General features: G+C 54.2%; 25 protein-coding genes, 1 tRNA gene and 2 pseudogenes. 4 read left to right on the forward strand and 24 right to left on the reverse strand.

The window, feature by feature from the left end; genetic code table 11:
* Positions 1–433: 433 nt before the first annotated feature.
* On the forward strand, positions 434–649 hold the full coding sequence (locus tag ETR37_RS09640; protein WP_013144264.1) for a hypothetical protein: 216 nt from the start codon (positions 434–436) through the stop codon (positions 647–649).
* A 99-nt stretch (positions 650–748) separates the two neighbouring features.
* Here ETR37_RS09640 and ETR37_RS09645 read toward each other — a convergent pair whose 3' ends face one another.
* From ETR37_RS09645 to ETR37_RS09655, 3 genes and pseudogenes are all read right to left on the reverse strand, one after another.
* On the reverse strand, positions 749–2,245 hold the full coding sequence (locus ETR37_RS09645; protein ID WP_129447196.1) for a carboxylesterase/lipase family protein: 1,497 nt from the start codon (positions 2,243–2,245) through the stop codon (positions 749–751).
* Positions 2,246–2,487: 242 nt separating this feature from the next.
* Positions 2,488–2,667, reverse strand: coding sequence for an RHS domain-containing protein (locus tag ETR37_RS09650; protein WP_122983948.1), 180 nt, complete (start codon positions 2,665–2,667; stop codon positions 2,488–2,490).
* Positions 2,668–2,850: 183 nt separating this feature from the next.
* A pseudogene (locus ETR37_RS09655) lies at positions 2,851–3,261 on the reverse strand (transposase); the annotation flags it as partial.
* On the opposite strand from ETR37_RS09655, the pseudogene ETR37_RS09660 reads away from it, so the two are divergent.
* Together ETR37_RS09660 and ETR37_RS09665 are read left to right on the forward strand one after the other, a co-directional pair.
* Positions 3,244–4,233, forward strand: a pseudogene (locus ETR37_RS09660) (IS701 family transposase); the annotation flags it as partial. The pseudogenes ETR37_RS09655 and ETR37_RS09660 overlap by 18 nt on opposite strands.
* Before the next feature lie 154 nt (positions 4,234–4,387).
* Entirely contained in the window at positions 4,388–4,660 is a 273-nt protein-coding gene (locus ETR37_RS09665) for a hypothetical protein (RefSeq protein ID WP_081133126.1), read from the forward strand.
* 1,061 nt (positions 4,661–5,721) lie between these two features.
* Here the strand turns inward: ETR37_RS09665 and eno are convergent.
* The 10 genes from eno to ETR37_RS09715 form a co-directional block, all read right to left on the reverse strand.
* The gene (gene eno, locus ETR37_RS09670; RefSeq protein WP_063193277.1) at positions 5,722–7,014 is read right to left on the reverse strand and encodes a phosphopyruvate hydratase; all 1,293 of its coding nucleotides are present in this window, start codon (positions 7,012–7,014) and stop codon (positions 5,722–5,724) included.
* A 41-nt stretch (positions 7,015–7,055) separates the two neighbouring features.
* Entirely contained in the window at positions 7,056–8,591 is a 1,536-nt protein-coding gene (gene gpmI, locus ETR37_RS09675) for a 2,3-bisphosphoglycerate-independent phosphoglycerate mutase (protein WP_129447197.1), read from the reverse strand.
* Positions 8,584–9,345 (reverse strand): triose-phosphate isomerase, encoded by a 762-nt coding sequence (gene tpiA / locus ETR37_RS09680; RefSeq protein ID WP_129447198.1) that lies wholly within the window; start codon positions 9,343–9,345, stop codon positions 8,584–8,586. The genes gpmI and tpiA overlap by 8 nt, the downstream gene beginning before the upstream one ends.
* Positions 9,346–9,406: 61 nt before the next feature.
* Positions 9,407–10,591, reverse strand: a complete 1,185-nt coding sequence (locus ETR37_RS09685) for a phosphoglycerate kinase (protein WP_033006439.1) — start codon at positions 10,589–10,591, stop codon at positions 9,407–9,409.
* Between the two features lie 121 nt (positions 10,592–10,712).
* On the reverse strand, positions 10,713–11,720 hold the full coding sequence (gene gap / locus ETR37_RS09690) for a type I glyceraldehyde-3-phosphate dehydrogenase (RefSeq protein WP_033006441.1): 1,008 nt from the start codon (positions 11,718–11,720) through the stop codon (positions 10,713–10,715).
* A 48-nt stretch (positions 11,721–11,768) separates the two neighbouring features.
* On the reverse strand, positions 11,769–12,788 hold the full coding sequence (locus ETR37_RS09695; protein WP_020756342.1) for a sugar-binding transcriptional regulator: 1,020 nt from the start codon (positions 12,786–12,788) through the stop codon (positions 11,769–11,771).
* 122 nt (positions 12,789–12,910) lie between these two features.
* On the reverse strand, positions 12,911–13,156 hold the full coding sequence (locus ETR37_RS09700) for a glutaredoxin family protein (RefSeq protein ID WP_033006443.1): 246 nt from the start codon (positions 13,154–13,156) through the stop codon (positions 12,911–12,913).
* Between the two features lie 29 nt (positions 13,157–13,185).
* Entirely contained in the window at positions 13,186–14,493 is a 1,308-nt protein-coding gene (rpoN, locus tag ETR37_RS09705) for an RNA polymerase factor sigma-54 (RefSeq protein ID WP_129447199.1), read from the reverse strand.
* A gap of 525 nt (positions 14,494–15,018) precedes the next feature.
* On the reverse strand, positions 15,019–15,183 hold the full coding sequence (locus ETR37_RS19125) for a hypothetical protein (RefSeq protein ID WP_015375785.1): 165 nt from the start codon (positions 15,181–15,183) through the stop codon (positions 15,019–15,021).
* A gap of 240 nt (positions 15,184–15,423) precedes the next feature.
* Positions 15,424–15,495 (reverse strand) — tRNA-Arg (locus ETR37_RS09715).
* Between the two features lie 306 nt (positions 15,496–15,801).
* Here ETR37_RS09715 and clpP point away from each other — a divergent pair.
* Positions 15,802–16,392 carry an ATP-dependent Clp endopeptidase proteolytic subunit ClpP gene (gene clpP / locus ETR37_RS09725; RefSeq protein WP_011232532.1) on the forward strand — a complete coding sequence of 197 codons (591 nt, stop codon included), beginning with the start codon at positions 15,802–15,804 and terminating at the stop codon, positions 16,390–16,392.
* Between the two features lie 126 nt (positions 16,393–16,518).
* On the opposite strand, the gene ETR37_RS09730 is transcribed toward clpP, so the two are convergent.
* From ETR37_RS09730 to hisH, 11 genes are all read right to left on the reverse strand, one after another.
* Positions 16,519–16,776 (reverse strand): HPr family phosphocarrier protein, encoded by a 258-nt coding sequence (locus tag ETR37_RS09730; protein WP_015375787.1) that lies wholly within the window; start codon positions 16,774–16,776, stop codon positions 16,519–16,521.
* Positions 16,777–16,790: 14 nt separating this feature from the next.
* Positions 16,791–17,753 (reverse strand): DNA-binding protein WhiA, encoded by a 963-nt coding sequence (gene whiA, locus ETR37_RS09735; protein WP_011232534.1) that lies wholly within the window; start codon positions 17,751–17,753, stop codon positions 16,791–16,793.
* 120 nt (positions 17,754–17,873) lie between these two features.
* Entirely contained in the window at positions 17,874–18,827 is a 954-nt protein-coding gene (locus tag ETR37_RS09740; RefSeq protein ID WP_013146373.1) for a gluconeogenesis factor YvcK family protein, read from the reverse strand.
* A complete protein-coding gene (gene rapZ / locus ETR37_RS09745; protein WP_013146374.1) occupies positions 18,824–19,720 on the reverse strand; it encodes an RNase adapter RapZ in 897 nt (298 codons plus the stop codon). The genes ETR37_RS09740 and rapZ overlap by 4 nt, the downstream gene beginning before the upstream one ends.
* A gap of 18 nt (positions 19,721–19,738) precedes the next feature.
* On the reverse strand, positions 19,739–20,215 hold the full coding sequence (locus ETR37_RS09750) for an NUDIX hydrolase (protein ID WP_014196721.1): 477 nt from the start codon (positions 20,213–20,215) through the stop codon (positions 19,739–19,741).
* A gap of 339 nt (positions 20,216–20,554) precedes the next feature.
* Positions 20,555–21,511: a thioredoxin-disulfide reductase gene (gene trxB, locus ETR37_RS09755; protein ID WP_021321638.1), complete on the reverse strand. Its 957-nt coding sequence runs from the start codon at positions 21,509–21,511 to the stop codon at positions 20,555–20,557.
* Positions 21,512–21,586: 75 nt separating this feature from the next.
* Positions 21,587–23,059, reverse strand: a complete 1,473-nt coding sequence (locus tag ETR37_RS09760; RefSeq protein ID WP_129447200.1) for a tetratricopeptide repeat protein — start codon at positions 23,057–23,059, stop codon at positions 21,587–21,589.
* Between the two features lie 152 nt (positions 23,060–23,211).
* On the reverse strand, positions 23,212–23,859 hold the full coding sequence (hisIE, locus tag ETR37_RS09765) for a bifunctional phosphoribosyl-AMP cyclohydrolase/phosphoribosyl-ATP diphosphatase HisIE (protein ID WP_015375790.1): 648 nt from the start codon (positions 23,857–23,859) through the stop codon (positions 23,212–23,214).
* The gene (hisF, locus tag ETR37_RS09770; RefSeq protein ID WP_060788258.1) at positions 23,856–24,614 is read right to left on the reverse strand and encodes an imidazole glycerol phosphate synthase subunit HisF; all 759 of its coding nucleotides are present in this window, start codon (positions 24,612–24,614) and stop codon (positions 23,856–23,858) included. Before hisF ends, hisIE begins: the two co-directional genes overlap by 4 nt.
* The gene (gene hisA, locus ETR37_RS09775) at positions 24,611–25,348 is read right to left on the reverse strand and encodes a 1-(5-phosphoribosyl)-5-[(5-phosphoribosylamino)methylideneamino]imidazole-4-carboxamide isomerase (RefSeq protein ID WP_015375791.1); all 738 of its coding nucleotides are present in this window, start codon (positions 25,346–25,348) and stop codon (positions 24,611–24,613) included. Before hisA ends, hisF begins: the two co-directional genes overlap by 4 nt.
* Entirely contained in the window at positions 25,348–25,989 is a 642-nt protein-coding gene (gene hisH, locus ETR37_RS09780) for an imidazole glycerol phosphate synthase subunit HisH (RefSeq protein WP_015375792.1), read from the reverse strand. The genes hisA and hisH overlap by 1 nt, the downstream gene beginning before the upstream one ends.
* Positions 25,990–26,107: the final 118 nt, after the last annotated feature.

Consider the following 26,107-nt stretch of genomic DNA (forward strand, 5'->3'; position numbering starts at 1 on the left):
TGGAGGAAATCGATGAAATCATTGACGAATGCCTGGCAAAAATCGCAACGTATCTGACCTGATCTGATCGGCCTGGAGGCAGCGAAAGAATGGAACGATGTTGAAGGAAAGACTACATTTCCTGTCTTTTCTATATAAGTTGCAATAAAGATTTTCCGATTGTTCGATTCTGTTTTCCTTCATAACAAGTCATTTTGATAGAATGCAGCGGGCGTTCTACTGGATGTAAAACAAAGTTTCAACTTATATAGAGGGCTAAATCGAAGGGATGGGGCCAAAAAATTCCCTGCTCCTCCCCTTTGGCATAGATGGGGGAGCGTTTCATCCTCCATCCGCTTGACGCTCCATGAATCGGGTGCGGTATGATCATTGTCGTCCGCCGCCGAAATACGTTACAATAGAAAGCAAATCGGCAACGACTGGAGGGACTTCAATGGCAAGACCGGACGAACGAGTCGTCATCGCGATTGACGGCTATCAATTCAAACGGGCGCGGGAGGCGAAGAAAGGGAAAATTTTCGTCACCTCGCCGATTGGGGCGAACTTTACGTTTGACGTCAACGTCATGCGCAAGCTCATCGAGGCCATCGACCGCGACCCAGCGCTGGCGGAACAGTTCGGGCTTCCTTCTCAGGGGGCAAACGAATAACAAAGGAACGGCGGTTGGCCGTTCCTTTGTTGGTTTAGCGGAGAGAGGCCGAAGCTCCATTTTTCACAGATGGCGGTGCTCCCTCACGAATCAAATCTTCTAGCGTCCTTGCCATGCCGCTCGCTCGCGGCCAAACGGATCATCTTCGACATGGCTGGCGGCTGAAAAGACAAAGGCCGCCTTGCGCTCGCTCGTATACGCCGGCCACGCTTCCGGCAAGTGATCGCCGTTCGGGTTGCCGGTGCGGGCAAACGCCAGCCAGGCGTAATGCATTTGGTCAGCGATCGCCTCGCGCTCCGGCCGGTTGCCGACGAAATTCGCGACGCCCGGCTGATGGAGATTGTGAAACACAAACGGCAGCTCGAGCGCGTGGCATGCTTTCAGCTGCCCGCCGAACACCGGCGTTTCATAGTCAAACCGGTACATGTACACATCCGCTCCGTGGGCCGCTTGGGCGTCCGCTGTCCGCAGCATCCCCTCGACAAACACGCGGTACGTCATGATGCGAAGCCACTTTTGCCAGGCGGGCGCCGACGGCTCCGCCGTTTCTGCATAATAGCGAATCGCCGCCTCCGGCACGGGCCCGACTTCACGGTTGATCCGGTCAAGCAGTTCGTGTTCGCCAAGCTTCATCCATGACGGATCCGTCAAGGTAAACAAGTTGTACTCGTCTTTCGTCACGCCGATGAGAATCGGAATGCCGCTGGCCGCCCCGTCGCGGAGCGCTTCAATCGGATGGCGGCGCAATACGCGGCCATCCACCACCGGACCGTACATGACCCCTGAACCGAGCGACAGCGCCGCCCGCAGCAGCTCCTCGGCAGGAATCGACAACAGCCGTTCGCGGTCGCCCGGACGGATGCCAGCCTTATCAAGAATGCGTTCGGTCATCGCCATCGCGGTCTCCGGCGAACGGAGAAGAAGCGATCCCGAACCGCTTTGCAAAATGGCGCGCCGAAACAGCCCCTTCGCCTCCGGAAGCGACAACAGCACGCCGACGCTCGCCGCTCCCGCCGATTCACCGAAAATCGTCACATTGTCCGGATCACCGCCAAACGCCGCAATGTTCTCCTTCACCCAGCGCAGCGCCGCCACTTGGTCCAAAATGCCGAGATTCCCGGCTTGCGCGTACGCTTCGCCGAACGAATCACCGAGATGCAAAAAGCCAAACACGTTCATTCGGTAGTTGATCGTCACGACGACGACATCGCCGTGTTTCGCAAACGCCGTCCCGTCATACCACGGCGAAGAACCCGAGCCGAACAAAAAGGCGCCGCCGTGAATCCAGACGAGCACCGGCCGCTTCTTCCCATCCGCCGCCGGCGACCAAACGTTCAGGTACAGCCCGTCTTCGCTCGGCGGCTCGCTCATCCGCCCGAGCAATCCGCTGAAAATCGGATCCGACGGCTGCATCACGACAGGACCGAAGGCAGTCGCCTCCCGCACCCCATCCCATGCCTCAGGCGGCTCCGGCGGCAGAAACCGGCGCTCACCGACCGGCGCTTTCGCGTACGGAATCCCTTTCCAATAGAAAACCCCTTCATTTGTTCCCCCGCGCAACCGACCGTACTTTGTTTCAACAACGGTTTGTTCCATCTTTATCACTCCTCTGAATATTCAAATGATTCAAAAATAGTATAAACCACCACCTCACCCACGTCTATCGTTTTGCGCCCGCATGAGAGGTGTTCATGCCGCTTCGAAAAGAGAGATGCCTCGCCCATGTACAAAAGTAAAGATAGCCGCAGCCGAAGCAGTGAACACCATGAAGGAGATGATTCGAGGCGCGATCACGCCAAAAACATTTTGTTTAAGTCACTCCATGCATGGTATCAAACTCAAGCCCCCAATGTATACGGATTTCCCGGACTGCCGCCAACGCCAGCGCGCCGGTTCACAATGTTGCCCCATGCGTCATACTCGTATTGGACAACGACATTTCCGCTTGCGTCCGTCAATGCCACGACATCTCCATGACCGTTCAAATGATAGTAGTAAGTGGCTCCGCCTTTCGTCATCGTGACCGGGTGGCCCAATGCGTCCCATGTATATTCCGCTGTGATGATGTTGTTGGCGTCTGTTTCAGCCGATAAACTAAGAAATACGTATCATCCCCTAAAAACAGATCCATGATGCCAATCCTAGCATCATGGATGCTCATTAGTTAAAGAAATGGACGATCCATTCCATATCTTCCAACTATAACACATAATAATCACATCGCTTTCGTTACACCATTCTCCTATGATTTGACGTTCTTCCTCCGTCAACTTCTCTAGGCATTAGCTCAATAACCGGCAAACGTAACGAACATTTCCGTGTTTCTTGCCCCCCTTTGTCCACATATTTGCGACAACGTTCTAACACATCGGTAAACAGCTGAATGACATGAAAATAATCCACCACATGTGTCGTCTCTGGGCAAACCCCTTGAATCGCTTTTTTCATCGCTTGGGACCCAATCGCTCACGACACACATGAGTCCATGCACGTCCAATGGCTTCCTGTTCTTTCCTGCTTCACTGGCATACACTTCTCCCGGCATCCATGATCGCCACTCCGTAGTCATGCCCTTTTCGAAAAGCAAACTCATTTTCACGAAAAGCCCTTGGAACGAGGAAAGGCTGTTTGAGAAGCTTCAAGAACGGGTTCTTCCCCAGATCGAACGCCTGGCCAAACGGACCCCAATCAGCCCCTTTTCCTTTCGATGGATGATACGATTTGCCAAAAAACGAAGCCTTCGTCACGGGCAACGCACGTCATTCAAGGATGTGATTGTCATGACTCCCATAAAGATCATCAAATGGTCTGGGGGCATTCGCTCGTTTGGCTGATGGTGCACACCTTCACGCAAGCGTTTCCGTTCGCGTTCCACTTGTATGACAAAAAGGTGGAAACCAGCAAAATGGACCTGGCAATCGAGATGCTTTCCTTGCTCAAAGGGAAACGGGCTCGTCCGATGTATGTGCTTATGGATTCATGGTATCCGTCCAAGGAACTCATCGAAGCCTGCCTGAAACAGGGATTCCATGTCATCGCCATGCTCAAGACGAACCGGATTCTTGATCCGAAAGGCATCGCCATCCAAGCCAAGTCGTTGGCCCGCTATATCAAGCCTCAAGCCCCCGCCTCGTCACGGTGGGTCAGGAGCGTTACCGCGTGTATCGCTATGAGGGGTCGATCCATGGCCTCGATGACGCGGTGGTGCTGCTGGCTTAGAAGGCGGATCAGCCGATGACTCCGGACCATCTCCGTGTCTTCTTGAGCACCGATCGGGAGCTTAGCGACGAAGACATCTCGCGTTACGATGCCCAGCGTTGAACGAGCGAATGTGCTTTCCAGCAGGCGAAAGAGCAACTGAAGCTAGATGGATACCGCGTTCGCCATGTTCGGGCGGTGAAACGGTATGGGGCAGTGGTGCTTTAGCCTGCGTGTACAGCGTTGCCGAATCCCAACAAACCCTTTCCGCTGGGCTGGAGTTGCTTCGATCGCGGAAAGGCCACAGCATCGTCGAGTTCATTGATAACGCTGCGAAGCAAGATATTCCCATTGATGCGATCAAAAAACAGCTCCATGTCGCCTAAGGAGTACCCTGTTTACCTCTTATGACATGGAAATTATTATAATGAAAAATACTCATCTACAGATAAAAAAACTATTTAAAACCTTTCTATATTTTGTTAAAATTATATAAAAGATTTTGTTCAATCCATTTTCCAGTAAAAGGTGAAAGTGTAAATGAAGAAAATAATTCTTCCTGTAATTTTATTTATCAATCTTGTTTTTATAGTGGGTTACCTCATAGATACCGGGTTCCCCTTCGGTTCTTTATGGCTGGTATGGCTACCCTTTTTCGTTGCTGGTATCATCCTGTCCATTATGTTTCTAGTTCGTTATAAAAAGGAATCCAATGCCAACCTATTTTTATCGCTTGCTGTCTTGTTAAGTAGCCTTAGTTCTTTAGGTCTTTGGAGTTTTTATTATTATTTAGCCCGTGTTATGGGAGGATAAGAGCACGAAAAGAGAAGGTTGGAATAGACCTTCTCTTTTCATAAAAACATTTAGAAAATGCTACCTAATTTTCCTTGCGAGCACAATAATCCAAACTCGGCAACCATCCACCAGCCCGGATCATAAGTAGCGTATGCACAGAGATATCATTCGTAATCGCAACCATCGTCTCCTTTCCCAAAATTAGCCCAACAACGATCGTGAGCTTGGCAGCATCGGTCTAATGCGTTAATTGGTGTTCCACTTCTACACTTGGCTCCAAAGTAATTTTGGTAACAATATTTTTCATTACCAGAACCATAGGAAACTAAGCATCCCTCATACCAGGCTTCGGGTGCGATTTCACCTTCCATTATTTTATCAGTCCCCATTGGTTTTTTAAGCTCTTCTACAAACAAGAAGTAAGAAGCTTCAAAAGGAATTTCAACTTATCTCTAGGAGCCCGGTGATTTACTTAGCAACGAGGTAAAACCTATATTTTCTCAAATTCAGAAACCTTGATAAAACGTGCTTTTGTTTCTCATTCAGCTTCGTCGATTTCTCAAGTATCCTCGTTTTTCACCGGCCTTCTAGAGACAAAGATGTGATTGTTTAAGTATGAGAGTGAAATCATGGGAAATATTTGCAAGAAAATTAAAAAATATAATCAAATCAAAATTGATCTTCTCAAAATAGTTAAGTGTATTGATTGTTGTACGGAAGATGAAAAAGAACTTTACCAGAACAAAGAAGTGACAAGCTTGTTGCCCAAATGATTCGCCGATTTGTTTGAAATCCCTAAGACCCAATATTCAATCACTGTGTATGTAATGGGTGTAATATGGGAAAACGATTGCCTTCTTTTTGTCTCCACCGCCCTTGACGATTCTTTCCCACCTTTGTCGGGTGTTGGTCAAGGGCGACTCCATCCTTGAACATCCCTCCGATACTCAAGGGGATGGTCTATGTGGAGTCTTCATAACGCGCTTTTGACGCGACCCTTTGCTATCCTCGCCCGCCGCAAAAAAAGGCACCTTTCTTGGCAAACAGCCGAAAGGTGCCTGTAATGATTCTGTTATCGGTTATTTTTTCAAATTGTAAAACGAGCGGATGCCTTGGTAAATGGCCGTGTGGCCGAGTTCATCTTCAATGCGGAGCAGCTGGTTGTATTTCGCGACGCGGTCGGTGCGCGACGGCGCGCCTGTTTTGATTTGGCCGGCGTTCGTGGCGACGGCGATGTCGGCGATCGTGCTGTCTTCCGTTTCGCCGGAGCGGTGCGAGACGACGGCGGTGTAGCCGGCGCGTTTCGCCATTTCGATGGCGTCAAACGTTTCGGTGAGCGTGCCGATTTGGTTCACTTTGATCAAAATCGAGTTGCCGACGCCTTTTTCAATGCCTTCGGCCAGTTTTTTCGTGTTTGTGACAAACAAGTCGTCGCCGACAAGCTGCACTTTTTTGCCGAGCCGCTCGGTCAGCAGTTTATGGCCTTCCCAGTCGTTTTCATCGAGCCCGTCTTCGATCGAGATGATCGGATATTTCGATACAAGCTCTTCATACCAAGCGACCATTTCTTCCGACGTTTTCACAACGCCTTCGCCTTCAAGATGATATTTGCCGTCTTCTTTGTTGTACAGCTCGGACGAGGCAACGTCCATGGCGAGCATCACTTGTTCGCCCGGTTTGTAGCCGGCTTTTTCGATCGCTTCGATGATCGTTTGCAGCGCTTCTTCGTTCGATTTCAAGTTCGGGGCGAAGCCGCCTTCATCGCCGACCGCGGTGTTGTAGCCTTTCGCTTTCAGCACCGCTTTTAAGCTGTGGAAAATTTCCGCCCCCATGCGCAGCGCTTCGCGGAAGCTTTCCGCCCCGACTGGCATGATCATAAATTCTTGAATGTCGACGTTGTTGTCCGCATGCGCGCCGCCGTTTAAAATGTTCATCATCGGCACCGGCAGCGTTTTGGCGTTAAAGCCGCCCAAGTATTGGTACAGCGGCAAACCGAGCTCGTCCGCCGCCGCGCGGGCCACGGCAAGCGAGACGCCCAAAATGGCGTTGGCGCCAAGCTTGCTTTTGTTTTCCGTGCCGTCTAGTTCAATCAACTTCCGGTCGATCGCCACTTGGTCAGTGACCTCGAGGCCGATGATTTCCGGCGCAATGATTTCATTCACGTTTTCGACCGCTTTTAACACCCCTTTGCCGAGGTAGCGGTTTTTATCGCCGTCGCGCAGTTCGACCGCTTCATATTCCCCGGTCGAGGCGCCGCTCGGCACCAGCGCGCGGCCGAAGCCGCCGTCTTCTGTGTACACTTCCACTTCTACGGTCGGGTTGCCGCGCGAATCGAGCACTTCACGAGCGTAGACATCGATAATGGCAGACATTAAAACACACTCCTTTTCGTATCGTTTTCTCAAGATCATCGTTATTTGACAATCAACGATTTCCCGGTCATTTCGTTCGGCTGCGGCAAACCGAGCAAATCAAGCATCGTCGGCGCCAAATCGCCTAAGATGCCGCCGTCTCTCAGCTTGATGCCTTTTTTCGTCACGATCACCGGCACCGGATTCGTTGTATGCGCCGTTTGCGGCTTGCCGTCCGGCGTCAGCACTTCATCGGCGTTGCCGTGGTCGGCGGTGATGATGGCGATGCCGCCTTTGGCCAAAATGGCGTCGACGACTTTGCCGAGGCATTCGTCCACGGCCTCCACCGCCTTGATCGTCGGCTCGAGCTTGCCGGAGTGGCCGACCATATCTGGGTTAGCGTAGTTCAAAATGATCGCATCGTACTTATCGGCTTCAATTTCCTTGAGGAGCGCATCGGTCACTTCATAGGCGCTCATTTCCGGCTTTAAGTCGTACGTCGCCACTTTCGGCGAGTTGATCAAAATCCGGTCTTCGCCTGGAAATTTCTCTTCGCGGCCGCCGCTGATGAAAAACGTCACGTGCGGGTATTTTTCGGTCTCGGCGATGCGCAGCTGGCGCAAACCGTGCTGCGACAGCACTTCCCCGAGCGTGTTGTCCAAGTTCGTCGGCTTGAACGCCACATACCCTTTCACCGTTTCGCTGAAATGGGTCAAGCAGACAAAGAACAAATGCTTCGGATGTTTCGGGCCGCGGTCAAACTCGCGGAAATCTTCGTTCGTAAACGTGTTTGAAATTTGAATCGCCCGGTCCGGGCGGAAATTATAGAAGATAATCGCGTCATTGTCTTGAATCGTCGCCACCGGCCGGCCGTCTTCGCGAACGATGACCGACGGCAGGACGAACTCGTCGTAAATGCCGTGTTGGTATGAGTCTTCGATGCATTCAAGTGGATCGCGGTACGTCGGGCCTTCGCCGTACACCATCGCCCGGTACGCCTTCTCGACGCGGTCCCACCGCTTGTCGCGGTCCATCGAGTAGTATCGGCCCGACAACGTCGCGATTTCGCCGACGCCGTACTCCTTGATTTTTTCCTGCAGTTCTTTAATGTATTGCGGCGCCGTTTGCGGGCCGACGTCGCGGCCGTCCAAAAAGCCGTGGATGTACACGCGCTTCACGCCTTCTTTCGCCGCTAAGCGCAAGAGGGCGTACAAATGGTGAATATGGCTGTGCACCCCGCCGTCGGACAGCAGACCAAACAAATGCAAGCTCGTTCCATGCTCTTTCACATGGTTCATCGCCGCCAAAAACGTTTCATTCCGGTCAAACTCGCCTTCGCGAATGGCGATGTTGACCCGCGTTAAGCTTTGGTACACAATGCGCCCGGCGCCGATGTTGAGATGGCCGACTTCCGAGTTGCCCATCTGCCCTTCCGGAAGCCCGACCGCCTCGCCGCATGCCTTGAGCGTTGTGTGCGGGTATTCGTTCCAATAGCGGTCAAAATTGGGCTTGTGAGCTTGGGCGACCGCATTGCCATACGTTTCCTCGCGCAGCGCAAACCCGTCCAAAATGATGAGCGCAACCGGTCGTTTACTCATGGCGCCCCGCCTCCACCAATTGCAAGAATGAAGCCGGCTCGAGGCTCGCCCCGCCGACTAAGGCGCCGTCGATCTGTTCTTGCGCCAAGAAGTCGCGGATGTTGTCCGGTTTGACGCTGCCGCCGTATTGGATGCGGATCGCTTCCGCCGCCTCCGGGCCAAACAGGCGCGAAACAACCGAACGGATATGGCCGCACACGTCGTTCGCATCTTCCGCCGTCGACGATTTGCCCGTGCCGATCGCCCAAATTGGCTCGTAAGCGATGACCGCTTGCTTCACTTGTTCCGGCGTCAAGCCGGCGAGCGCTTTTTCCACTTGCGAGGCGACAACGGCGTTCGTCTGCCCCGCTTCCCGCTCCTCAAGCGATTCGCCGCAGCAAACGATCGGCGTCAAGCCGCGGGTGAAAGCGGCCAATACTTTTTTGTTCACCGTCTCATCCGTTTCCGCAAACATCTGCCGGCGCTCCGAATGGCCGAGAATGACGTACGTCACGCCGAGGTCTTTCAGCATGACCGGGCTCACTTCGCCTGTGTACGCCCCTTGGTCGGCAAAGTGCATGTTTTGCGCCCCGATTTGCAAATCGGTGCCGTTTGTATTTTGCACCAACCGATCCAAAAACAAAAACGGCGCGCAAACGACGGAATCGACTTCCGCTCTCGGCGGTACAAGCCCTTTCACTTCCTCGACAAACTGAACGGCTTCCGCCAAGGTTTTATGCATTTTCCAATTGCCTGCAATGATGCGTTTTCTCATCGTTCACCCTTCCTTTCAATGGGCGGCGTCAGCCGCCATGCGCCAAATCCGGCGCCGCGGGTCATTTGTCTTCGAGCGCGACGACACCCGGCAGCTGTTTTCCTTCCATAAACTCGAGCGAAGCGCCGCCGCCCGTGGAAATATGATCCATTTTGTCGGCCAAGCCGAATTTCTCAACCGCCGCCGCCGAATCCCCGCCGCCGATGACCGAATAGGTGTCGGGCGCTTCCGCCAATGCTTCAGCGATCGCTCTCGTCCCGTGCGCGAACGCGTCCATTTCAAAGACGCCCATCGGGCCGTTCCAGACAACGAGCTTCGACTCGCGAATGACATCGCGGTACAATTCGCGCGTTTTCGGGCCGATGTCAAGCGCCTCCCAATCGGCTGGAATCGCGTCAATCGGCACGACTTTCGTGTTGGCGTCGTTCGCAAACCGGTCGGCGACGACCACGTCCACCGGCATATAAAAACGGACGCCTTTTTCTTTTGCTTTTTCCATAAACGATTTCGCCAGTTCGATTTTATCTTCTTCAAGCAGCGACTTGCCGACATCATGCCCAAGCGCTTTGACGAACGTGTACGCCAGTCCGCCGCCGATGATCAAGTTGTCGACTTTTTCAAGCAAATTGTCGATGACGCCGATTTTGTCTTTCACTTTCGCACCGCCGATGATCGCTGTAAACGGGCGGTCCGGATTCGAAAGCGCCTTGCCAAGCACTTCGAGTTCTTTTTCCATCAAAAATCCGGCCACCGCCGGCAAGTAATGGGCGATGCCTTCCGTCGACGCATGGGCGCGATGGGCGGCGCCGAACGCATCGTTGACATATAGATCCGCAAGCTCCGCAAACGCTTTGGCGAGCTCGAGATCATTTTTCTCTTCGCCCGGATAGAAGCGGACGTTCTCAAGCAAGAGCACATCGCCTTCGTTCAAACGGTCGACCGCCGCCTTCACCTCATCGCCGATCGCTTCATTCGTTTTCACGACCGGGCGTTCAAGCAGCTCGCCGAGCCGCTTGGCAACGGCATCCAAACGCAATTCTTCGACCACTTTTCCTTTCGGGCGGCCGAGGTGGCTCGCCAAAATGACTTTCGCCCCGTGCTCGATCAAATAGCGGATCGTCGGGAGTGCGGCGCGAATGCGTGTGTCATCAGTGATCGCGCCTTCTTCCATCGGCACGTTGAAATCAACGCGGCAGAAGACGCGCTTCCCTTTGACATCAACGTCGCGAACCGTCTTCTTGTTCATCGTTCCAGCCCCCTTCAACGATGGTGTTGGAAAAGGAAAAGGAGTGGGGATCATTTCCCCGCTCCCCTCCATTTTCCTATTATAGACTTGAACAGGCGGAAAACTCAATGCCGAGCCCGTCTTACAGCCCTTTCGACGCGATGTACGCCGCCAAGTCGACGACGCGGTGCGAATAGCCGGTTTCGTTGTCGTACCAGGAAACGACTTTCACCATTTTGCCCTCAATGACCATGGTCGAGAGCGCATCGATCGTCGACGAAGCCGGATTGCCGTTGTAGTCGCGCGAGACGAGCGGTTCTTCGCTGTAAGCCAAGATGCCTTTCAATTCGCCTTCGGCCGCCGCTTTCAATGCGGCATTCACCTCTTCGACCGTCACTTCTTTTTCCAGCTCCGCCACCAAGTCAACAACGGATACGTTCGGCGTCGGCACGCGCATCGCCATGCCGTTCAACTTTCCTTTCAATTCCGGCAAAACGAGCGCGACCGCTTTCGCCGCCCCGGTCGTCGTCGGAATGATCGATTCCGCGGCCGCGCGAGCCCGGCGCAAATCTTTGTGCGGCAAGTCCAAAATTTGTTGGTCGTTCGTGTACGAGTGAACGGTCGTCATCATGCCGCGGACGATGCCGAATTGTTCATGCAGCACTTTGGCAAACGGCGCCAAGCAGTTCGTCGTGCACGACGCGTTCGAGATAACATGGTGGCTTTTCGGGTCGTATTTGTCTTGGTTGACGCCCATGACGATCGTAATGTCTTCGTTTTTCGCCGGGGCGGAAATGATCACTTTTTTCGCGCCGGCTTCCAAATGCTTCGCCGCATCTTCGCGTTTCGTGAAGCGGCCGGTCGATTCGACGACGATGTCAACGCCGATTTCGCCCCACGCCAAGTTGGCCGGGTCGCGTTCCGCTTTGACGATGATTTCTTTGCCGTTGACGACCAAGTTGTTGCCGTTGACGGACACTTCGGCATCCAGCTGGCCGTGAACGGAGTCATACTTCAACAAATGCGCAAGCGTGTTGGCATCCGTTAAATCGTTCACCGCCACCACTTCAATGTTCGGATTTTTCAATGCCGCGCGGAACACATTGCGCCCAATGCGGCCAAATCCGTTGATCCCAACTTTTACTGTCATCGTGTTTTCCTCCTTAACTTTGCTGCTGAATAGTATCGGCAAGGGAAGTTATTCCCCTACTAACGCTTTGGCGGCACCTTCGTCGGTGACGAGCAGTGAATGCGGCGCCCGCTTCATATAGGCGCGAATGGCTTTCGCCTTCGATGCCCCTCCGGCGACGGCGATGACGTGTTCGACATGCGGGAGATGCTCAAGTTGAATGCCGACCGTTTTCACCTTATGGACGACATCGCCCTGCTCATTGAAATAATAGCCGAACGCCTCGGCGACGGCATGGCGGGCGATGATGTTTTCCATCTCCGAAGGCGGCGTCCGCCGCCGTTTCGCCATCGTCACCGCTTCCCCGATGCCATGGACGACCATGCGGCACGATTGGATGAGCTCCAGCACTTCCTTCACGGCTGGCTCTTCGACGAGCGACGCATACGCTTCGTCGCTCAGCTGGTCGGGCACATGGAGAAGCCGATAACGACCGGCTGCTTTTTCCGCCATTTTGGCGCAAATCGTGTTCGCCTGGTTCTCGACATCTTCGCCAAGGCCGCCGCGCGCTGGAACGAACAGCACACCGCTCAGCTGTGGGTCCGGCGTCATCATCTCCGCGACCGCCGCCATCGTCGTCCCACCGGCCACCGCGACAACGTCCCCCGGCTGAAGCCGCTCTTTCATGCGGGCGACGCACGCTCTTCCCATTTCTTTTTTTACCCAAGGAAACCGGTCGCTATCCCCGGCAACGACGACGACGCGCCCGACACGGAGCCGTTCTTTGAGCGCCGCTTCCAATTCCTTGAGCCCAAGCGCTTCCCGCATCAAATCGTGGAGCGTATACAGCAGCGCTTGGCCTTCTTCCGTCAGCCTCATGCCCGATACATCGGCGGAAAGCAAGTTTTGCCCTTTCAAAAACTCTGTTTCCGACCGCAGCACCCGCTCGCTCATGCCAAGGCTGGCAGCCAGCACCCGCCGCCCGACCGGCGCCATAAGCGAAATGGAGTGCAAAATCTCGTACCGTTTTTGCATAACGTCAAGCAAGTCGGGCGATAATTTTTTTAATGCCTCTACTAACGGTTGCATCGATCCTTCCCCTTAGCAGAACATAGGGACGTTTTTTGTCCCAGTATGACATATTATGTCCCGCCAATCGATAAAAAATTCCTCCCGCGCCATTTTCATTATAGCAGGAGGAATTGAGCCGTTCAACTGTTTCGCACTTGCCGCAACCGCTTTCTCACCATTTCTTTTTCAATCATCCCATACCCGATTTCTTCCCCGTCAAGCTCGACGACCGGAATCATCAACTGATATTTCTCGAGAAGCGCGTCGTCTTCATAAATATCGATCTCTTCCATCGTAAACCGATAGTCTGCCTGCAGCTCCGTCAAAACCGCTTTCGCTTTGTCGCAAAGCGGACAGTTCGTCTTCGTGTACAACCGGATGTGCATCGCGTTCTTCCTTTCTTTCACCGGTCGCATCAAGCTCCGGTGTATTGCTTTCGTTTCGCCGAAGAAGGAATGCGCAGCTGCTCGCGGTATTTGGCGACCGTGCGGCGGGAAATGGCGATGCCGTAGCGGCCATGAAGCAAATCGGCCAGCTGTTGGTCAGAAAGCGGCGCCTGTCGGTCTTCCGCCGCGATCAGCTCTTGGATGATCGCTTTCACTTGAGCGGAGGAAGCCGCCTCGATCGTTTCCTTGGCCGTCGCGGCGTTCGAAAAGAAGCGGCGCAGCTCGATCGTGCCAAACGGCGTTTGCACATATTTATGACGCACCGCACGGCTTACCGTCGATTCATGGACGCCGAGCTCCTCGGCCACCTCGCGCATCGTCATCGGTTTAAGCGCCGCAAGACCGAACTCCAAACACGGACGCTGGCGCTCGACAATGACCGCCATGAGCCGAAGAAGCGTCTGTTTTCGCTGCTCTAGGCTTTTTGCAAGCCATGTAAACTGCCGATATTTTTCTTTGATAAACTGTTCGGCATGCCGATCGCTCGATGCGGCGATGCGCCGCTCGTACTCCCGATTCCATCCGAGCTCCGGATGGATGTCATCGTTGTAGGCGACAATCCAGTCTCCATCCCCTTTGCGGGTGACGATGACATCCGGCACGACCAAAGGCGGGGTTTCGCTCGAATAGTGAATGCCCGGCCGTGGCTCGAGTGAACGAATAAGCTCGAAGACGCGCTGCAGTTCGCCAAGGCTGACGCCAAGCTGTTTGGAGAGCGTTTTCCACGATTTTTCCGCAAAAGGAATAAAATGATCACGAACGATCGTTTCCGCCAGCTCGTCGCGCTCCGGAAGACGTTCCAGCTGCAAAAGAAGGCATTCCGCCAAATCGCGGGCGCCGACTCCCGGCGGGTCAAGCGACTGCACAAGGCGCAACCCCCATTCCATTTCTTGGATCGATGTGGAAAACCGCTCCGCCAGCTCGGCAAGCGGCACGCGCAAATAGCCATCCTCATCGAGCGAGGCAATGAGATAACGGACGATGCGCTCTTCCCGATCACCGAGCTTTAACGCAGGCAGCTGAGAAAGCAAATGGCCAACAAGCGTCTCTGCGCGGGCGCCAATGTTCTCGAGCCATTGCTTTTGGTCTCTTTCTGTCCGGCTTGGCCGTTGCCGCACCCGGGTGCGGCGAATTTCCAAAAACGGGTTTTCCAGCGACTGTTCATATAAAAACGCTTCCAAATCCACTGCAGAATATTGCAACAGTTCAATCGCCTGCACAAGTTCCTTTGTCAGCGACAACTGCAGCCGCTGCTCTTGCCATAACTCCGCCCTCATCGTCACGCCTCCCTTTCTTTTATTGTACACGACGGGAGCGGGAGGGGGTAGGAGAAATTTTTGACGGCGGAAAGCGGCCTTGTCGACCGCCCGAACCGGCGCCTGTTCAGACGAAAAAACCCAATGCCCCGCCCGAGCCCTTGATTTGGGAACCCTCTCGAGGAAAGCGGCGCGTCCGCTGCTGATCTAAAAGAAAAACAGCCTCCTAGGCGGCTGTTTTGCCTCGGCAGGATTATAACCATATACCAAGTATATGTTTTTTAACCTAAGGGTCTTTATTCCTTCCCATTTCCTCCTCACCGCCCCGCGCACTCGTTTATACGTATCGCGCCGGACCCCATGATCTCCATCCAGTCGCCCCAGGTCATTCCGTCCTTTTTCTTCATGTGGTTTAGCTTTTGTTATCGTTCAATACCTCGTGCAACTTCTACACGTGTATCACCTCACCTAAATAAAAAACGCCGCCCAATCGGGTGACGCAACGGAAGGAGGATTCGGTTTGCACCTTTCACTTATTAGTGGCATTTACACGACAAAAAACAAAAAACTGTAGTCTGGATGAAGAAAGAGCGCTTCCAGATACTCCGTGGCGCCATACGCTTTGTCTGCGGACAAGGTCCGAATCGTGATCGACGGTTGGCGAAACCGAATCGAAGCCAGCTGCTCCAAACTCGTTTCCCGTTCCGCCATATTGTCACTACTCTGCAAACGTACTCGCATATTTTAGATGAGATGGAACAAAAAGAATCCCGGCAGGTCGATCTCGCGATGGCGGAACTGGATCGTACCAAATAGCCGTGCAAAATTCGTGCAAAATTTTTTCGGATTCTATCGTTTTTTTCGGGATTCCCCAAAAATGAAAAACGACCGCAAACGCGGTCGTATCAAGGAGTCTAGGAATTCCGATCCGAACAGGTCGGATACAAGTAGCGCCCTCGGCAGGATTCGAACCCACGCTAAGAGAACCGGAATCTCTCGTGCTATCCACTACACTACGAGGGCATGGAAGTTCATGATTTCTCTATTTCGTTCCGTCGCATGTTCTATTATAGCAGGATCGCGCAAAAATGCAAGAGGAAAAATGCCATCAAAAGCAGGAAAAATTGCACCTTTGTTCCTTCCCCCATCAACGGGGCAACAGGTTAAAAAAACGAAAAAGCGGTTATGATGAAAAAAGGGATGTTTGCCGCCAGCCGCGAATATGTTATAAAGAATGGGGAAGGTCGTTTTGTTTGACCTTCATTGACCATTCGTGTATGATTAAGGCGTACATATTGATCCATTAGGATGGAAAAGGAGGCGTTTTTGATGTATTTGATTCCGACTGTCATCGAACAGACGAACCGCGGGGAGCGGGCGTACGACATTTATTCGCGCTTATTGAAAGACCGAATCGTGTTCCTTGGCAGCCCGATCGACGACCAAGTGGCCAACTCGATCGTGTCGCAGCTGCTGTTTTTGGCGGCGGAAGACCCGGACAAAGATATTTCCTTGTACATCAACAGCCCGGGCGGCTCGATCACAGCTGGCCTGGCGATTTACGACACGATGCAGTTCATCAAACCGGACGTATCGACGATTTGCATCGGCATGGCCGCTTCCATGGGGGCGTTTTTGCTTGCCGCCGGTGCGAAAGGGAAACGGTTCGCGCTTCCAAACAGTGAAATCATGATCCACCAACCGCTCGGCGGCGCCCAAGGGCAAGCAACGGAAATCGAAATCGCAGCGAAGCGCATTTTGTTCTTGCGCGACAAATTGAACCGCATTTTATCGGAAAACACCGGCCAACCGATCGAAGTGATCGAGCGCGATACGGACCGCGACAACTTTATGACCGCGCAAAAAGCAATGGAATACGGCATCATTGACCGCGTGCTGACGCGCGCTGATGAAAAATAAGGCATGCACACGTTGGCAGAACCGCTATAGAGCTGCGCCTGCACCGACATTGACGAAAAAAGGCTGCTTCCGACAAAAACGGAGCAGCCTTTTCCATTCCTTTCCCCGCCAGCCCCACACGCTGCTTTACTTTTCCTTTTGCACATAGGCGGCGAGCTTTTCGATCGCTTCTTGCTCATCCGGACCGTCGGCAATGAGCGTGATCACCGCTCCATGGCCGACAGCAAGGCTCATCAAGCCCATAATGCTTTTCGCGTTGACCCGTTTTCCGTCTTTTTCCAAAAACACATCAGCGGAAAAACGGTTCGCTTCTTGGACAAACAACGCCGCCGGGCGCGCCTGCAGCCCGGTTTTTAATTTCACTTCCACTTGTTTTTCCACCATTCTCCATCTCCCCTTTACAGCGATTTATGGAAATCGACCGGCTTTCCAGCCCGCAGCCGCTCCGCGATCTCATCAATTTTGCGCAGCCGGTGGTTGATGCCGGATTTGCTGATTTTTCCACCGGCAACCATCTCCCCGAGCTCTTTCAGCGTCACGTCTTGATGCTCGATGCGAAGTTTCGCGATTTCCCGCAGCTTGGCCGGCAGTGAATCAAGGCCGATCGTCTCGTCGATGTAGCGGATGTTCTCCACCTGGCGAAGCGCAGCGCCGATCGTTTTGTTCAAATTGGCGGTTTCGCAATTGACAAGCCGGTTGACCGAGTTGCGCATATCGCGGACGATGCGAATGTCCTCAAAGCGGAGCAGCGCTTGATGGGCGCCGATGATGTTCAAAAACTCGGCGATTTTTTCCGCCTCTTTTAAATACGTAATAAACCCCTTTTTCCGTTCCAACGTTTTCGCATTTAAAAAAAAGTGGCTGTTCATCAATTCGCATAACGCCCGGTTATGCTCCTCATACAGCGAAAAAATCTCCAAATGGTAAGACGACGTCTCCGGGTTGTTGACCGAACCGCCAGCCAAAAACGCGCCGCGCAAATACGAGCGCTTGCAGCATTTTTTCTTGACGAGCTCCGGGGAAATGTCATGGATGAGCGAAAAATCGCCGTTGACAATGTGAAGTTCACGAAGCAAAGAGGCCGCACCGTCGGTCACGCGGACGATGTAGACGTTGTTTTTTTTCAAGCGCATTTTCTTGCGGACAAACAGCTCGACGGCGACATCGTAGCCCTTTTTCAATAACGTATAAATGCGCCGAGCGATCGCCGCATTTTCCGTCTGGACATCGATGGCCATTCGCCCGCCGGAAAACGACAGTGAACCGTTCATGCGCAAAAGCGCCGACAGCTCCGCGCGCAAGCAGCAAGGCTTCACCTCTAAATGGGTCAATTCCTTTTTCGTTTCCGATGCAAAAGACACGATCGCTCCACCTCCATTCGTTCCCCGCATCCGGCCGGTTGGAGGTGCCTGACTTTCGGCGCGGCCACCGGGAGCATCACCGCCCATAATGGCGCTTTGCGGCCTACTCGGGTCCCGCCTTTAACGGTGAGGGAGAAGCCCGAGAAGAAGGGCGGCGACTTTCGCCGTATTATGGCGAATGACCCCATCCTCGTACGTGACAATATCGTCGCGGATGACTTGCAACGAAAGCCCGCTGCTGTCGTCACGCACCGGCTCGGCCCGCTCCGCCTCGTAGCGGCGGCGGATCGCTTCCGGGATCGCTCCGCTGTTGATGATCACCGCGTCCAAAAACGGGCCGCCAAGATGAGCATGAAGCGCCTCCACATGGTCGCTCACCGTATAGTGCGGCGTCTCGCCGGCCTGAGTCATAATGTTGCATATATATACTTTTTTCGCCTTCGCCTTGCATACTTCCTGCCCGATTTTCGGCACGAGCAAATTCGGCAAGATGCTTGTGTATAGGCTGCCCGGCCCGATGACAATCAAATCGGCGCGGCGGATGGCATCAACCGTCTCCGGCAGCGGCTCAATGTCTTCCGGCGTTAAAAACACCCTCTTAATTTTTTTTCCCGCACTCGGGATTTTTGACTCGCCAGAGACAATGGAACCATCTTCCATCTCCGCGTGCAATACGACGCTCTTGTTCGCCGCCGGCAGAACCTGGCCGCGCACGTTCAACACTTTGCTCATCTCACGGATCGCTTTCACAAAGTCGCCGGTGATCGATGTGAGCGCCGCCAAAATCAAATTGCCGAGCGAATGGCCGGATAAGCCGTTGCCGTTTTGAAAACGGTGCTGGAACAGCTCGACAATGAGCGGTTCGACGTCAGACAGCGCGGCCAATACGTTGCGGACATCCCCGGGCGGCGGAATGTGCAGTTCATCCCGCAGCCGCCCGGAACTTCCGCCGTCATCGGCGACCGTGACAATGGCGGTCAAATCCAATTCATGCTGCTTCAGCCCCCTCAGCAGCACGGGAAGCCCGGTGCCGCCGCCGATGACGACCAGTTTCGCTGCTCGTTCGTTCCTCATCGGTGTATGTCCTTTCTCCTCTCCATGTCCCGGTGCGAGACAACAGTTTTATAGTCGGCCGAAAAATGGCGGGCGATATATTCTGCGAGCGCCACCGAACGGTGCTGGCCGCCCGTGCAGCCGATGGCGATCACCAGCTGGCTTTTTCCTTCTCGCTGGTAATACGGCAACATAAACGACAACAAATCAATGAGCTTTTCCAAAAACTTTTGCGTTTCCCCCCACTTGAGCACGTAGGACGATACGTCGTCATCCAACCCGGTTTTCGGCCGCATATGTTCAATGTAATGCGGGTTCGGCAAAAAGCGGACGTCAAACACCAAATCCGCATCAATCGGAATGCCGTACTTAAACCCAAACGACATGACGTTGATGGTAAACCCGGATTGAGCATGCGATGAGAACTGGCGGATGATTTTCTCCCGCAGCTCGCGCGGCTTGAGCCCCGTCGTATCGTAAATGATCTGCGCCCGTCCTTTCAGTTCTTCGAGCAGCTTCCGCTCCAAACGGATTCCTTCAAGCGGGGGCTCGTTCGGCGCAAGCGGATGCGTCCGCCGCGTTTCTTTGTAGCGGGCCACCAATGTCGAATCTTGGGCGTCCAAAAACAACACCTGGGGGACGACCCATGCCTGCTCAGCCAACTCATCGAGCGCAGCGAACAAATGATCGAAAAAGTCGCGGCTGCGCAAATCCATGACAAGGGCGACTTTGTTCATTTTATTCCCGGATTCTTTGACGAGCTCCAAAAATTTCGGCAGCAGCGTCGGCGGCAAGTTGTCAATACAAAAAAAGCCGAGGTCTTCGAAGCTTTGAATCGCCACCGTCTTTCCCGCGCCGGACATGCCGGTGATGATGACGAGCTGAATCGGCTGCAGCGCCCCATTTTGCCCCATTGTCGTCTCTCCTCTCCATCAACTCGGATCCAATCGATACGAAAGCAGTTCAAACTCCTCTGTATACACAAACACCCCGTACATAACCCCTTTGCCTTTCAAGGCGTAGTCCAAAATATGATAGTCGCCAGGGGCCATCGGCAGCGTCGAAAGCGTCTCCACCTGATGCCAAGCAAGCGTCCCTTCTTCGGAAGACGGCACGTTTTCGCCAATGAAGTCGTCGGCGAAAAACGTAAACATCATCCACTCCGACACTGTTTCATTCCCATTTTTCATCACGATCGTAAAGACGCCTTTCAGCTCTGGATTTTTCAAATAAATGCCCGTCTCTTCCCGGTATTCACGAATGCATGCTTCACGCACCGTCTCGCCGGGCTCCATTTTCCCGCCCGGAGCGACCCACCAGCCGCGCCTCGGCTTTTGCAACAGCAGCACTTGGCCGTCTTTATATAATACGCAGTTTGTCACCCGTTGCAATTCGTTCACCCCAACCATCCGCAAACACGCACATAATCATCTTTATTTTACCATAAATAGTTAGGCCGCTCCACCTTCAAACCGCTGGAAACCGTCCGCTTCCCGTCTGCAAAAACCTCGGGGGCCCAACATTCCGCTTCCAGCCGAAAGACGCCATCCCCCGCCGTTTCGAGCGGGGCGGCAGGATGCAAGCGCGCAGGCAAAGAAAAAAGAGACGCGGACAAACGCCCGCGCCGAATCAAGGATCTATATAAAAGGGGGTCAATTACTTACTTATAGCATACGACAAATGTGTTGCGCCCGTGTTACATCTGGGTTAAATAACCATTACGATTTGATTGCGATTTGGTTACCGGATCAGCTGACCCCTTGCTTATTGAGCTTTTCTTTCAGTTCCTCAACGTAATGCTGGGCGCTTTGCGCGGCGATGCTGCCGTCGCCGGTAGCCGTCACGATTTGCCGGAGCGTTTTTTCCCGCACATCACCGGCGGCGAAAATGCCCGGCACTTTCGTCTCCATCTTTTCGTTCGTGACGATATAGCCGTTTTCATTCGTGATGCCAAGATTGGCAAACGGCTTCGAGAGCGGCACCATCCCGATGTAAATGAAAACGCCGTCGCACGGAAATTCGCGCTCCTCGCCCGTTTGCGTATGCACAAGCGTCACGCTGCCGACTTTTCCGTCCTTTTCGTTGATTTGTTTCACCGTATGGTTCCAGATGAAATCAATTTTTTCATTGGCGAACGCCCGGTCTTGCAAAATTTTTTGCGCCCGCAGCTTGTCGCGGCGGTGAACGATCGTCACTTTATTGGCAAACCGCGTCAAATAGACGCCCTCTTCGACCGCCGAGTCGCCCCCGCCCACGACGACCAAATCTTTCCCTTTGAAAAACGCCCCGTCGCACACCGCACAGTACGAAACGCCGCGGCCGCCGAGCTCCGCTTCACCCGGTACGCCGAGTTTTTTATATTCCGCTCCGGTGGCGATGATGACCGCGCGGGCCTTGTACTCTTTGTCGCCGACGATGACCGTTTTGTACGCCTCGCCGTCGATGATTTCTTTCACATCGCCGTATGCGTACTCCGCGCCGAATTTTTTCGCATGCTCAAACATTTTCGTCGCCAATTCCGGGCCTAAAATCGTTTCAAAGCCAGGATAGTTCTCGACTTCCTCAGTGTTGACCATCTGCCCGCCCGGGACGCCGCGCTCGATCATCAGCGTCGACAAATTGGCGCGCGATGTATAGACAGCCGCCGTCAGCCCAGCCGGCCCGGCTCCGGCAATAATGACATCGTAAATTTTTTCGTCTGCCACACCGTCCACTCCCTCGCTTGAGAATCCTTCCATTTTCATCGTATAGAAGTCGATTCGCCCTGTCTATTGATTTGCTCATGTATAGAGCCGGCGCGCTTTTTGCACGTATTTTTGCACCGTCGCCGCCGAAACGCCGTATTTGGCCGCCATCTCTCTTTGCGTCACACGCTCTCCTTGCTGTCGGCGCCACATGTATTCGATCGCCGCCGCCCACGCGGCTCCGTTCGCAAATGGCTCGCGATCAGCCGACGGATGGACGGCCATCGCGAAGGCGAAGCGGCAGAGCGCTTCCTTTTCCTCATTATGCGCCGAAAGCGCATCGACCATGCGGCCGATGTTCGCCGCCCAAGCGGACGGGCCGTCGGTTAAGCCGAACAAAAAGCAGTCGATAAACGGGCGCAGACGGGGATCAGACGGCAAGAGGCGGCATACCGCAAGCGACATCGATGGCTCTTTCGCCTGCGGCGAGCGGCTGAACAAGTACAATCCGTACAGACGGTCGGCCAGCTCGTCGCCCTCCAGCCAAGCCATCAAGCGGATAAGCGCCTCATCCACCGGCGCTGAAACGGCCCACGGCTCCTCACCCCGTTTTTCGGGATGGAGGGTGGCAAGCACCTCCCACATTTGCCGAGCGAGCGGCTCATGGCCAGTATAGTAGGCAGCGCAAGCGAGCCAATAATAAAATGGCCCATCACCGCCAAAGCCTTGTTTATACAAACGGTGCAGCCAACGGAACGCCAAATCGAACCGCCCAACAAGCGCGAATGTCGCCCCGAGCTTGTATTGATGCTCGCGAAAAAACGGATACAAACCGGCCAGCGTCTCGCAAAGCGCGGCCGCCTGTTCTTCCTCACGCAAGTAATAGGCGAAGACAAGCGCGTTGCAAAGCGCATGCAAATTGCCGGGATCGCGTTTGAGCACTTCACGCACTTTCTGTTTCGCTTTGTCGACATCGCCGCTGTAAAAATAAGCAAGCGCCAAGTTGTTATGCGCCGACCAAACGTCCGGATAGCGCACGACGAGCGCTTCAAGCGCTTCAATCGCTTCCGCAAACCGCTCCTCCTCAAGCAAACGGCGGGCCCGATCCTCCAGCACCATCAGCTGCTCCTCTTCTTCCGTCCATTCCGAGCCATCGAGCCGAAGCAGCTCAAGCAAGTCAGCAGCATCGTCGGCAAACTCTCCGGCCGGCTCATGCGCCAAATAACGCTCCGCGTATTGCCTTGCTTCACGAAACAAGCCGAGGCAGGCGAAATTGTTCGCCAAAAAATACAAACAGTCGTACATCGTTTCGTCCAAATCATGGATAATTTTGAACAGCCATTGATTGGAAAATTGATATTCACCAAGCTCCGACAGCACAAGGGCAAGCTGCAAGGCGAATGAGGCGTCGCGCTCATCCAAACGGACGGCGCGCTCAAAATATTTCCTCGCCTTTTCCAAATCGCCTCGGTCGTATGCTTTCATTCCTTTTTTAAAAAAGTAATCTCCGCTTTGGATGAACGGTACAATCGTCGCTTTTCGTGATGATCGCTTCAGTTGTTTTCCCATTCTGTCCTCCGTCGTCCGTAAAATTCGTCGAACAACAGTATACCATATCGGCGGCGAAAACAAGCAAGAAACTTTAGGAATGCGGTTTTTCCGTGCAAAAAAGGAACGCCGGCGCGATGGCAGACGTTCCTTTTTCTCACCTAACCATCTTGTTATTTTTTGTCGCTCGCTTCCACCTTTTGCGCGTGCCGCTCGGCAAGCGTCGCAAGCACCGCGTCAAGCGGCAGCTTTTGTTCGCGCAACAGTACAAGCAAATGGTACAACAAGTCGGCCGCTTCCCATTTCAATTCGTCATGGCTCCGGTTTTTCGCCGCGATGATGACTTCCGCCGCTTCTTCGCCGACTTTCTTCAAAATTTTATCGACGCCTTTTTCAAACAAGTACGTCGTGTACGACCCTTCCGGCCGTTCGGCGTCGCGCTGGGCGATGATTTGTTCAAGCTCATGCAAAATCGCGAACCGGTCGGCCGCCGGCGTGCGCGCCGCGCCGTCCAGCGAGCGGGAAAAACAGGAATACGACCCGGTATGGCAAGCCGGGCCGGCCGGCTCGACGAGAACGAGCAGGGCGTCGGCGTCGCAGTCGTAGCGGATGTCAACAACGCGCTGCACGTTTCCAGATGTCGCCCCTTTATGCCATAGTTCTTGGCGCGAGCGGCTGTAAAACCATGTTTCTCCGGTCTCCAGCGTTTTTTTAAGCGACTCTTTGTTCATATAGGCAAGCGTGAGCACTTCCTTGCTTTGCGCATCTTGGACGATGGCAGGTACAAGCCCTTTTTCATCAAAGCGAATGTCCGCCGTCATCGCACGTTCACCCCTCTTTCTTTCAAGTACGCTTTCACTTGTCCGACCGACGTTTCTTTGTAATGGAAAATCGATGCCGCCAGCGCCGCGTCTGCTTTCCCTTTTTCGAACGCTTCGAGGAAATGCTCCGCCTTGCCGGCGCCGCCCGAGGCGATGACCGGAATCGGGACCGCTTCGCTCACCCGCCGCGTCAACTCAATATCAAAACCGTTTTTGCCGCCGTCCGCGTCCATGCTCGTCAGCAAAATCTCCCCGGCGCCAAGACGGACCGCTTCCTGCGCCCAAGCGACGACTTCCCAGTTCGTGGCGTTGCGGCCGCCGTGCGTATAGACGCGCCATGAACCAAGCGTTTCATCGTATTTCGCGTCAATGGCGACGACGATGCATTGCGAGCCGAAAAAGTCCGCCCCTTCGGTGATCAAGGTCGGATGGAGCACCGCGGCGGTGTTGAGCGACACTTTGTCGGCCCCGGCGCGAAGCATCCGCTTCATATCCTCAAGCGAGTGGATGCCGCCGCCGACCGTAAACGGAATCGCTAGCTGGGCGGCGACGCGCTCGACGACATCGACCATCGTTTTCCGCCCTTCATGGGAAGCGGAAATGTCCAAAAACACGAGCTCGTCCGCCCCTTGCTCATCGTACGCCTTCGCGAGCTCCACCGGATCGCCGGCATCGCGCAGCTGGACAAATTGCACTCCTTTGACGACGCGCCCGTCTTTCACATCGAGGCACGGGATGATGCGCTTCGTGATCATCGCTCGTTCACCGCCTTGAGCGCTTCCGCGAGCGTAAACTGATTCGTATAAAGCGCCTTGCCGACGATCGCGCCGCCGATGCCTTGTCCAGCATATTGGCAGAGCGCGCGCAAATCGTCAAGCGAGCTGACGCCGCCAGAAGCGATCACTTCTTTTCCCGTCGCCTCGGCCAACCGGACCGCGGCGGCGATGTTCGGGCCCGACAGCGTGCCGTCCGTTGCAATGTCCGTAAAGATAAACGTCTCCGCCCCCGCCTCAGCGAGCATCCGCCCGAGCTCTTCCGCCTTGACGTTCGACGTCGCAAGCCACCCTTCCGTCGCCACGAAGCCGTCGCGGGCGTCAATGCCAATCACGATGCGGCGGCCGTATTTTTGGAGCATCTTTTTCACAAACGGCGGGTCGGAAATGGCCGCACTTCCTAAAATGACGCGGGCGACCCCATTTTCTAAATAATGCACGATATCCTCTTCCGTCCGGATGCCGCCGCCCACTTGCACATGGACGGAAAGACGACGGGCCGCTTCAATGACAAACCGGTCGTTGACGCGGCGCCCTTCTTTCGCTCCGTCCAAATCGACCATATGAATCCACTCCGCCCCTTGAGCGGCGAATTGCTCGGCCATCGCGACCGGCGAATCGCCGTACACCGTTTCTTTGTTGTAATCGCCTTGCAGCAGGCGGACGCACTTGCCGCCGCGCATATCGACCGCCGGATAAATCGTAAACGCCGCCATCAGCCGTTCCCCCTTCCCGTGGCGATGCCGACATAATTGTTCAAGATGCTCATGCCGACCGCACCGCTTTTTTCCGGATGAAACTGTGTGCCAAACACACAGCCGCGCCCGACGATCGCCGGAACATCAACGTCATATTCACTGCTCGCGAGCACGACGTCCTCATCCCCTGGAATGACATAATACGAATGGACAAAATAGACATGCCCTTCCTCGACGCCACGAAGGAGCGGCGACGGACGATGAAAGCGGAGCCGGTTCCAGCCCATGTGCGGCACTTTGTATGGCTCGCCGGTTTTCGTGACGCCCGGAAAGCGGACGACGCGGCCGCGAAGCAAGCCAAGCCCTTTTGTCGGCCCGTTTTCTTCGCTTTCGTCAAACAACAGCTGCATCCCTAAACAAATGCCGAGCAGCGGCGTGCCGTTTTCAACCGCCGAACGGATGAAAGCAGCTAGGCCTGTCTCATTTAAAATGTGCATCGCATCGCGAAACGAGCCGACACCGGGCAAAATCAGCCCGCGCGCCTGCTCGAGCTCCTCTTTGTCGCCGCTTAGGACATACGGACAGCCGAGCCGCTCGAGCGCTTTGCTGACGCTGTATAAGTTGCCCATGCCATAGTCGATGATCCCGATCATCGTCATCCCATTCCTTTCTTCCCTGATCCATGCCCATCCCCTTGTTCAATGAACAACGGTATGGCGGCATGCTTTTTTACGGCGCTCCTTCCATGTGCAAACCTCTCCTTGGCATCCGGTCGCC

Origin of the sequence: Geobacillus sp. PK12, assembly GCF_004123125.1 — a bacterium.
In the GTDB taxonomy this organism is placed as follows: Bacteria; Bacillota; Bacilli; order Bacillales; family Anoxybacillaceae; genus Geobacillus; species Geobacillus zalihae.

What these genes read in the sequence shown, in the direction of transcription:
- ETR37_RS09640 (WP_013144264.1), top strand. Translation starts at nt 434, where the DNA reads ATGGCAAGACCGGACGAACGAGTCGTCATCGCGATTGACGGCTATCAA.
- ETR37_RS09645 (WP_129447196.1), bottom strand. Translation starts at nt 2,245, where the DNA reads ATGGAACAAACCGTTGTTGAAACAAAGTACGGTCGGTTGCGCGGGGGA.
- ETR37_RS09650 (WP_122983948.1), bottom strand. Translation starts at nt 2,667, where the DNA reads ATGACGAAAGGCGGAGCCACTTACTACTATCATTTGAACGGTCATGGA.
- ETR37_RS09665 (WP_081133126.1), top strand. Translation starts at nt 4,388, where the DNA reads ATGAAGAAAATAATTCTTCCTGTAATTTTATTTATCAATCTTGTTTTT.
- eno (WP_063193277.1), bottom strand. Translation starts at nt 7,014, where the DNA reads ATGTCTGCCATTATCGATGTCTACGCTCGTGAAGTGCTCGATTCGCGC.
- gpmI (WP_129447197.1), bottom strand. Translation starts at nt 8,591, where the DNA reads ATGAGTAAACGACCGGTTGCGCTCATCATTTTGGACGGGTTTGCGCTG.
- tpiA (WP_129447198.1), bottom strand. Translation starts at nt 9,345, where the DNA reads ATGAGAAAACGCATCATTGCAGGCAATTGGAAAATGCATAAAACCTTG.
- ETR37_RS09685 (WP_033006439.1), bottom strand. Translation starts at nt 10,591, where the DNA reads ATGAACAAGAAGACGGTTCGCGACGTTGATGTCAAAGGGAAGCGCGTC.
- gap (WP_033006441.1), bottom strand. Translation starts at nt 11,720, where the DNA reads ATGACAGTAAAAGTTGGGATCAACGGATTTGGCCGCATTGGGCGCAAT.
- ETR37_RS09695 (WP_020756342.1), bottom strand. Translation starts at nt 12,788, where the DNA reads ATGCAACCGTTAGTAGAGGCATTAAAAAAATTATCGCCCGACTTGCTT.
- ETR37_RS09700 (WP_033006443.1), bottom strand. Translation starts at nt 13,156, where the DNA reads ATGCACATCCGGTTGTACACGAAGACGAACTGTCCGCTTTGCGACAAA.
- rpoN (WP_129447199.1), bottom strand. Translation starts at nt 14,493, where the DNA reads ATGAGGGCGGAGTTATGGCAAGAGCAGCGGCTGCAGTTGTCGCTGACA.
- ETR37_RS19125 (WP_015375785.1), bottom strand. Translation starts at nt 15,183, where the DNA reads ATGGCGGAACGGGAAACGAGTTTGGAGCAGCTGGCTTCGATTCGGTTT.
- clpP (WP_011232532.1), top strand. Translation starts at nt 15,802, where the DNA reads ATGTATTTGATTCCGACTGTCATCGAACAGACGAACCGCGGGGAGCGG.
- ETR37_RS09730 (WP_015375787.1), bottom strand. Translation starts at nt 16,776, where the DNA reads ATGGTGGAAAAACAAGTGGAAGTGAAATTAAAAACCGGGCTGCAGGCG.
- ETR37_RS09740 (WP_013146373.1), bottom strand. Translation starts at nt 18,827, where the DNA reads ATGAGGAACGAACGAGCAGCGAAACTGGTCGTCATCGGCGGCGGCACC.
- rapZ (WP_013146374.1), bottom strand. Translation starts at nt 19,720, where the DNA reads ATGGGGCAAAATGGGGCGCTGCAGCCGATTCAGCTCGTCATCATCACC.
- ETR37_RS09750 (WP_014196721.1), bottom strand. Translation starts at nt 20,215, where the DNA reads ATGGTTGGGGTGAACGAATTGCAACGGGTGACAAACTGCGTATTATAT.
- ETR37_RS09760 (WP_129447200.1), bottom strand. Translation starts at nt 23,059, where the DNA reads ATGGGAAAACAACTGAAGCGATCATCACGAAAAGCGACGATTGTACCG.
- hisIE (WP_015375790.1), bottom strand. Translation starts at nt 23,859, where the DNA reads ATGACGGCGGACATTCGCTTTGATGAAAAAGGGCTTGTACCTGCCATC.
- hisF (WP_060788258.1), bottom strand. Translation starts at nt 24,614, where the DNA reads ATGATCACGAAGCGCATCATCCCGTGCCTCGATGTGAAAGACGGGCGC.
- hisA (WP_015375791.1), bottom strand. Translation starts at nt 25,348, where the DNA reads ATGGCGGCGTTTACGATTTATCCGGCGGTCGATATGCGCGGCGGCAAG.
- hisH (WP_015375792.1), bottom strand. Translation starts at nt 25,989, where the DNA reads ATGACGATGATCGGGATCATCGACTATGGCATGGGCAACTTATACAGC.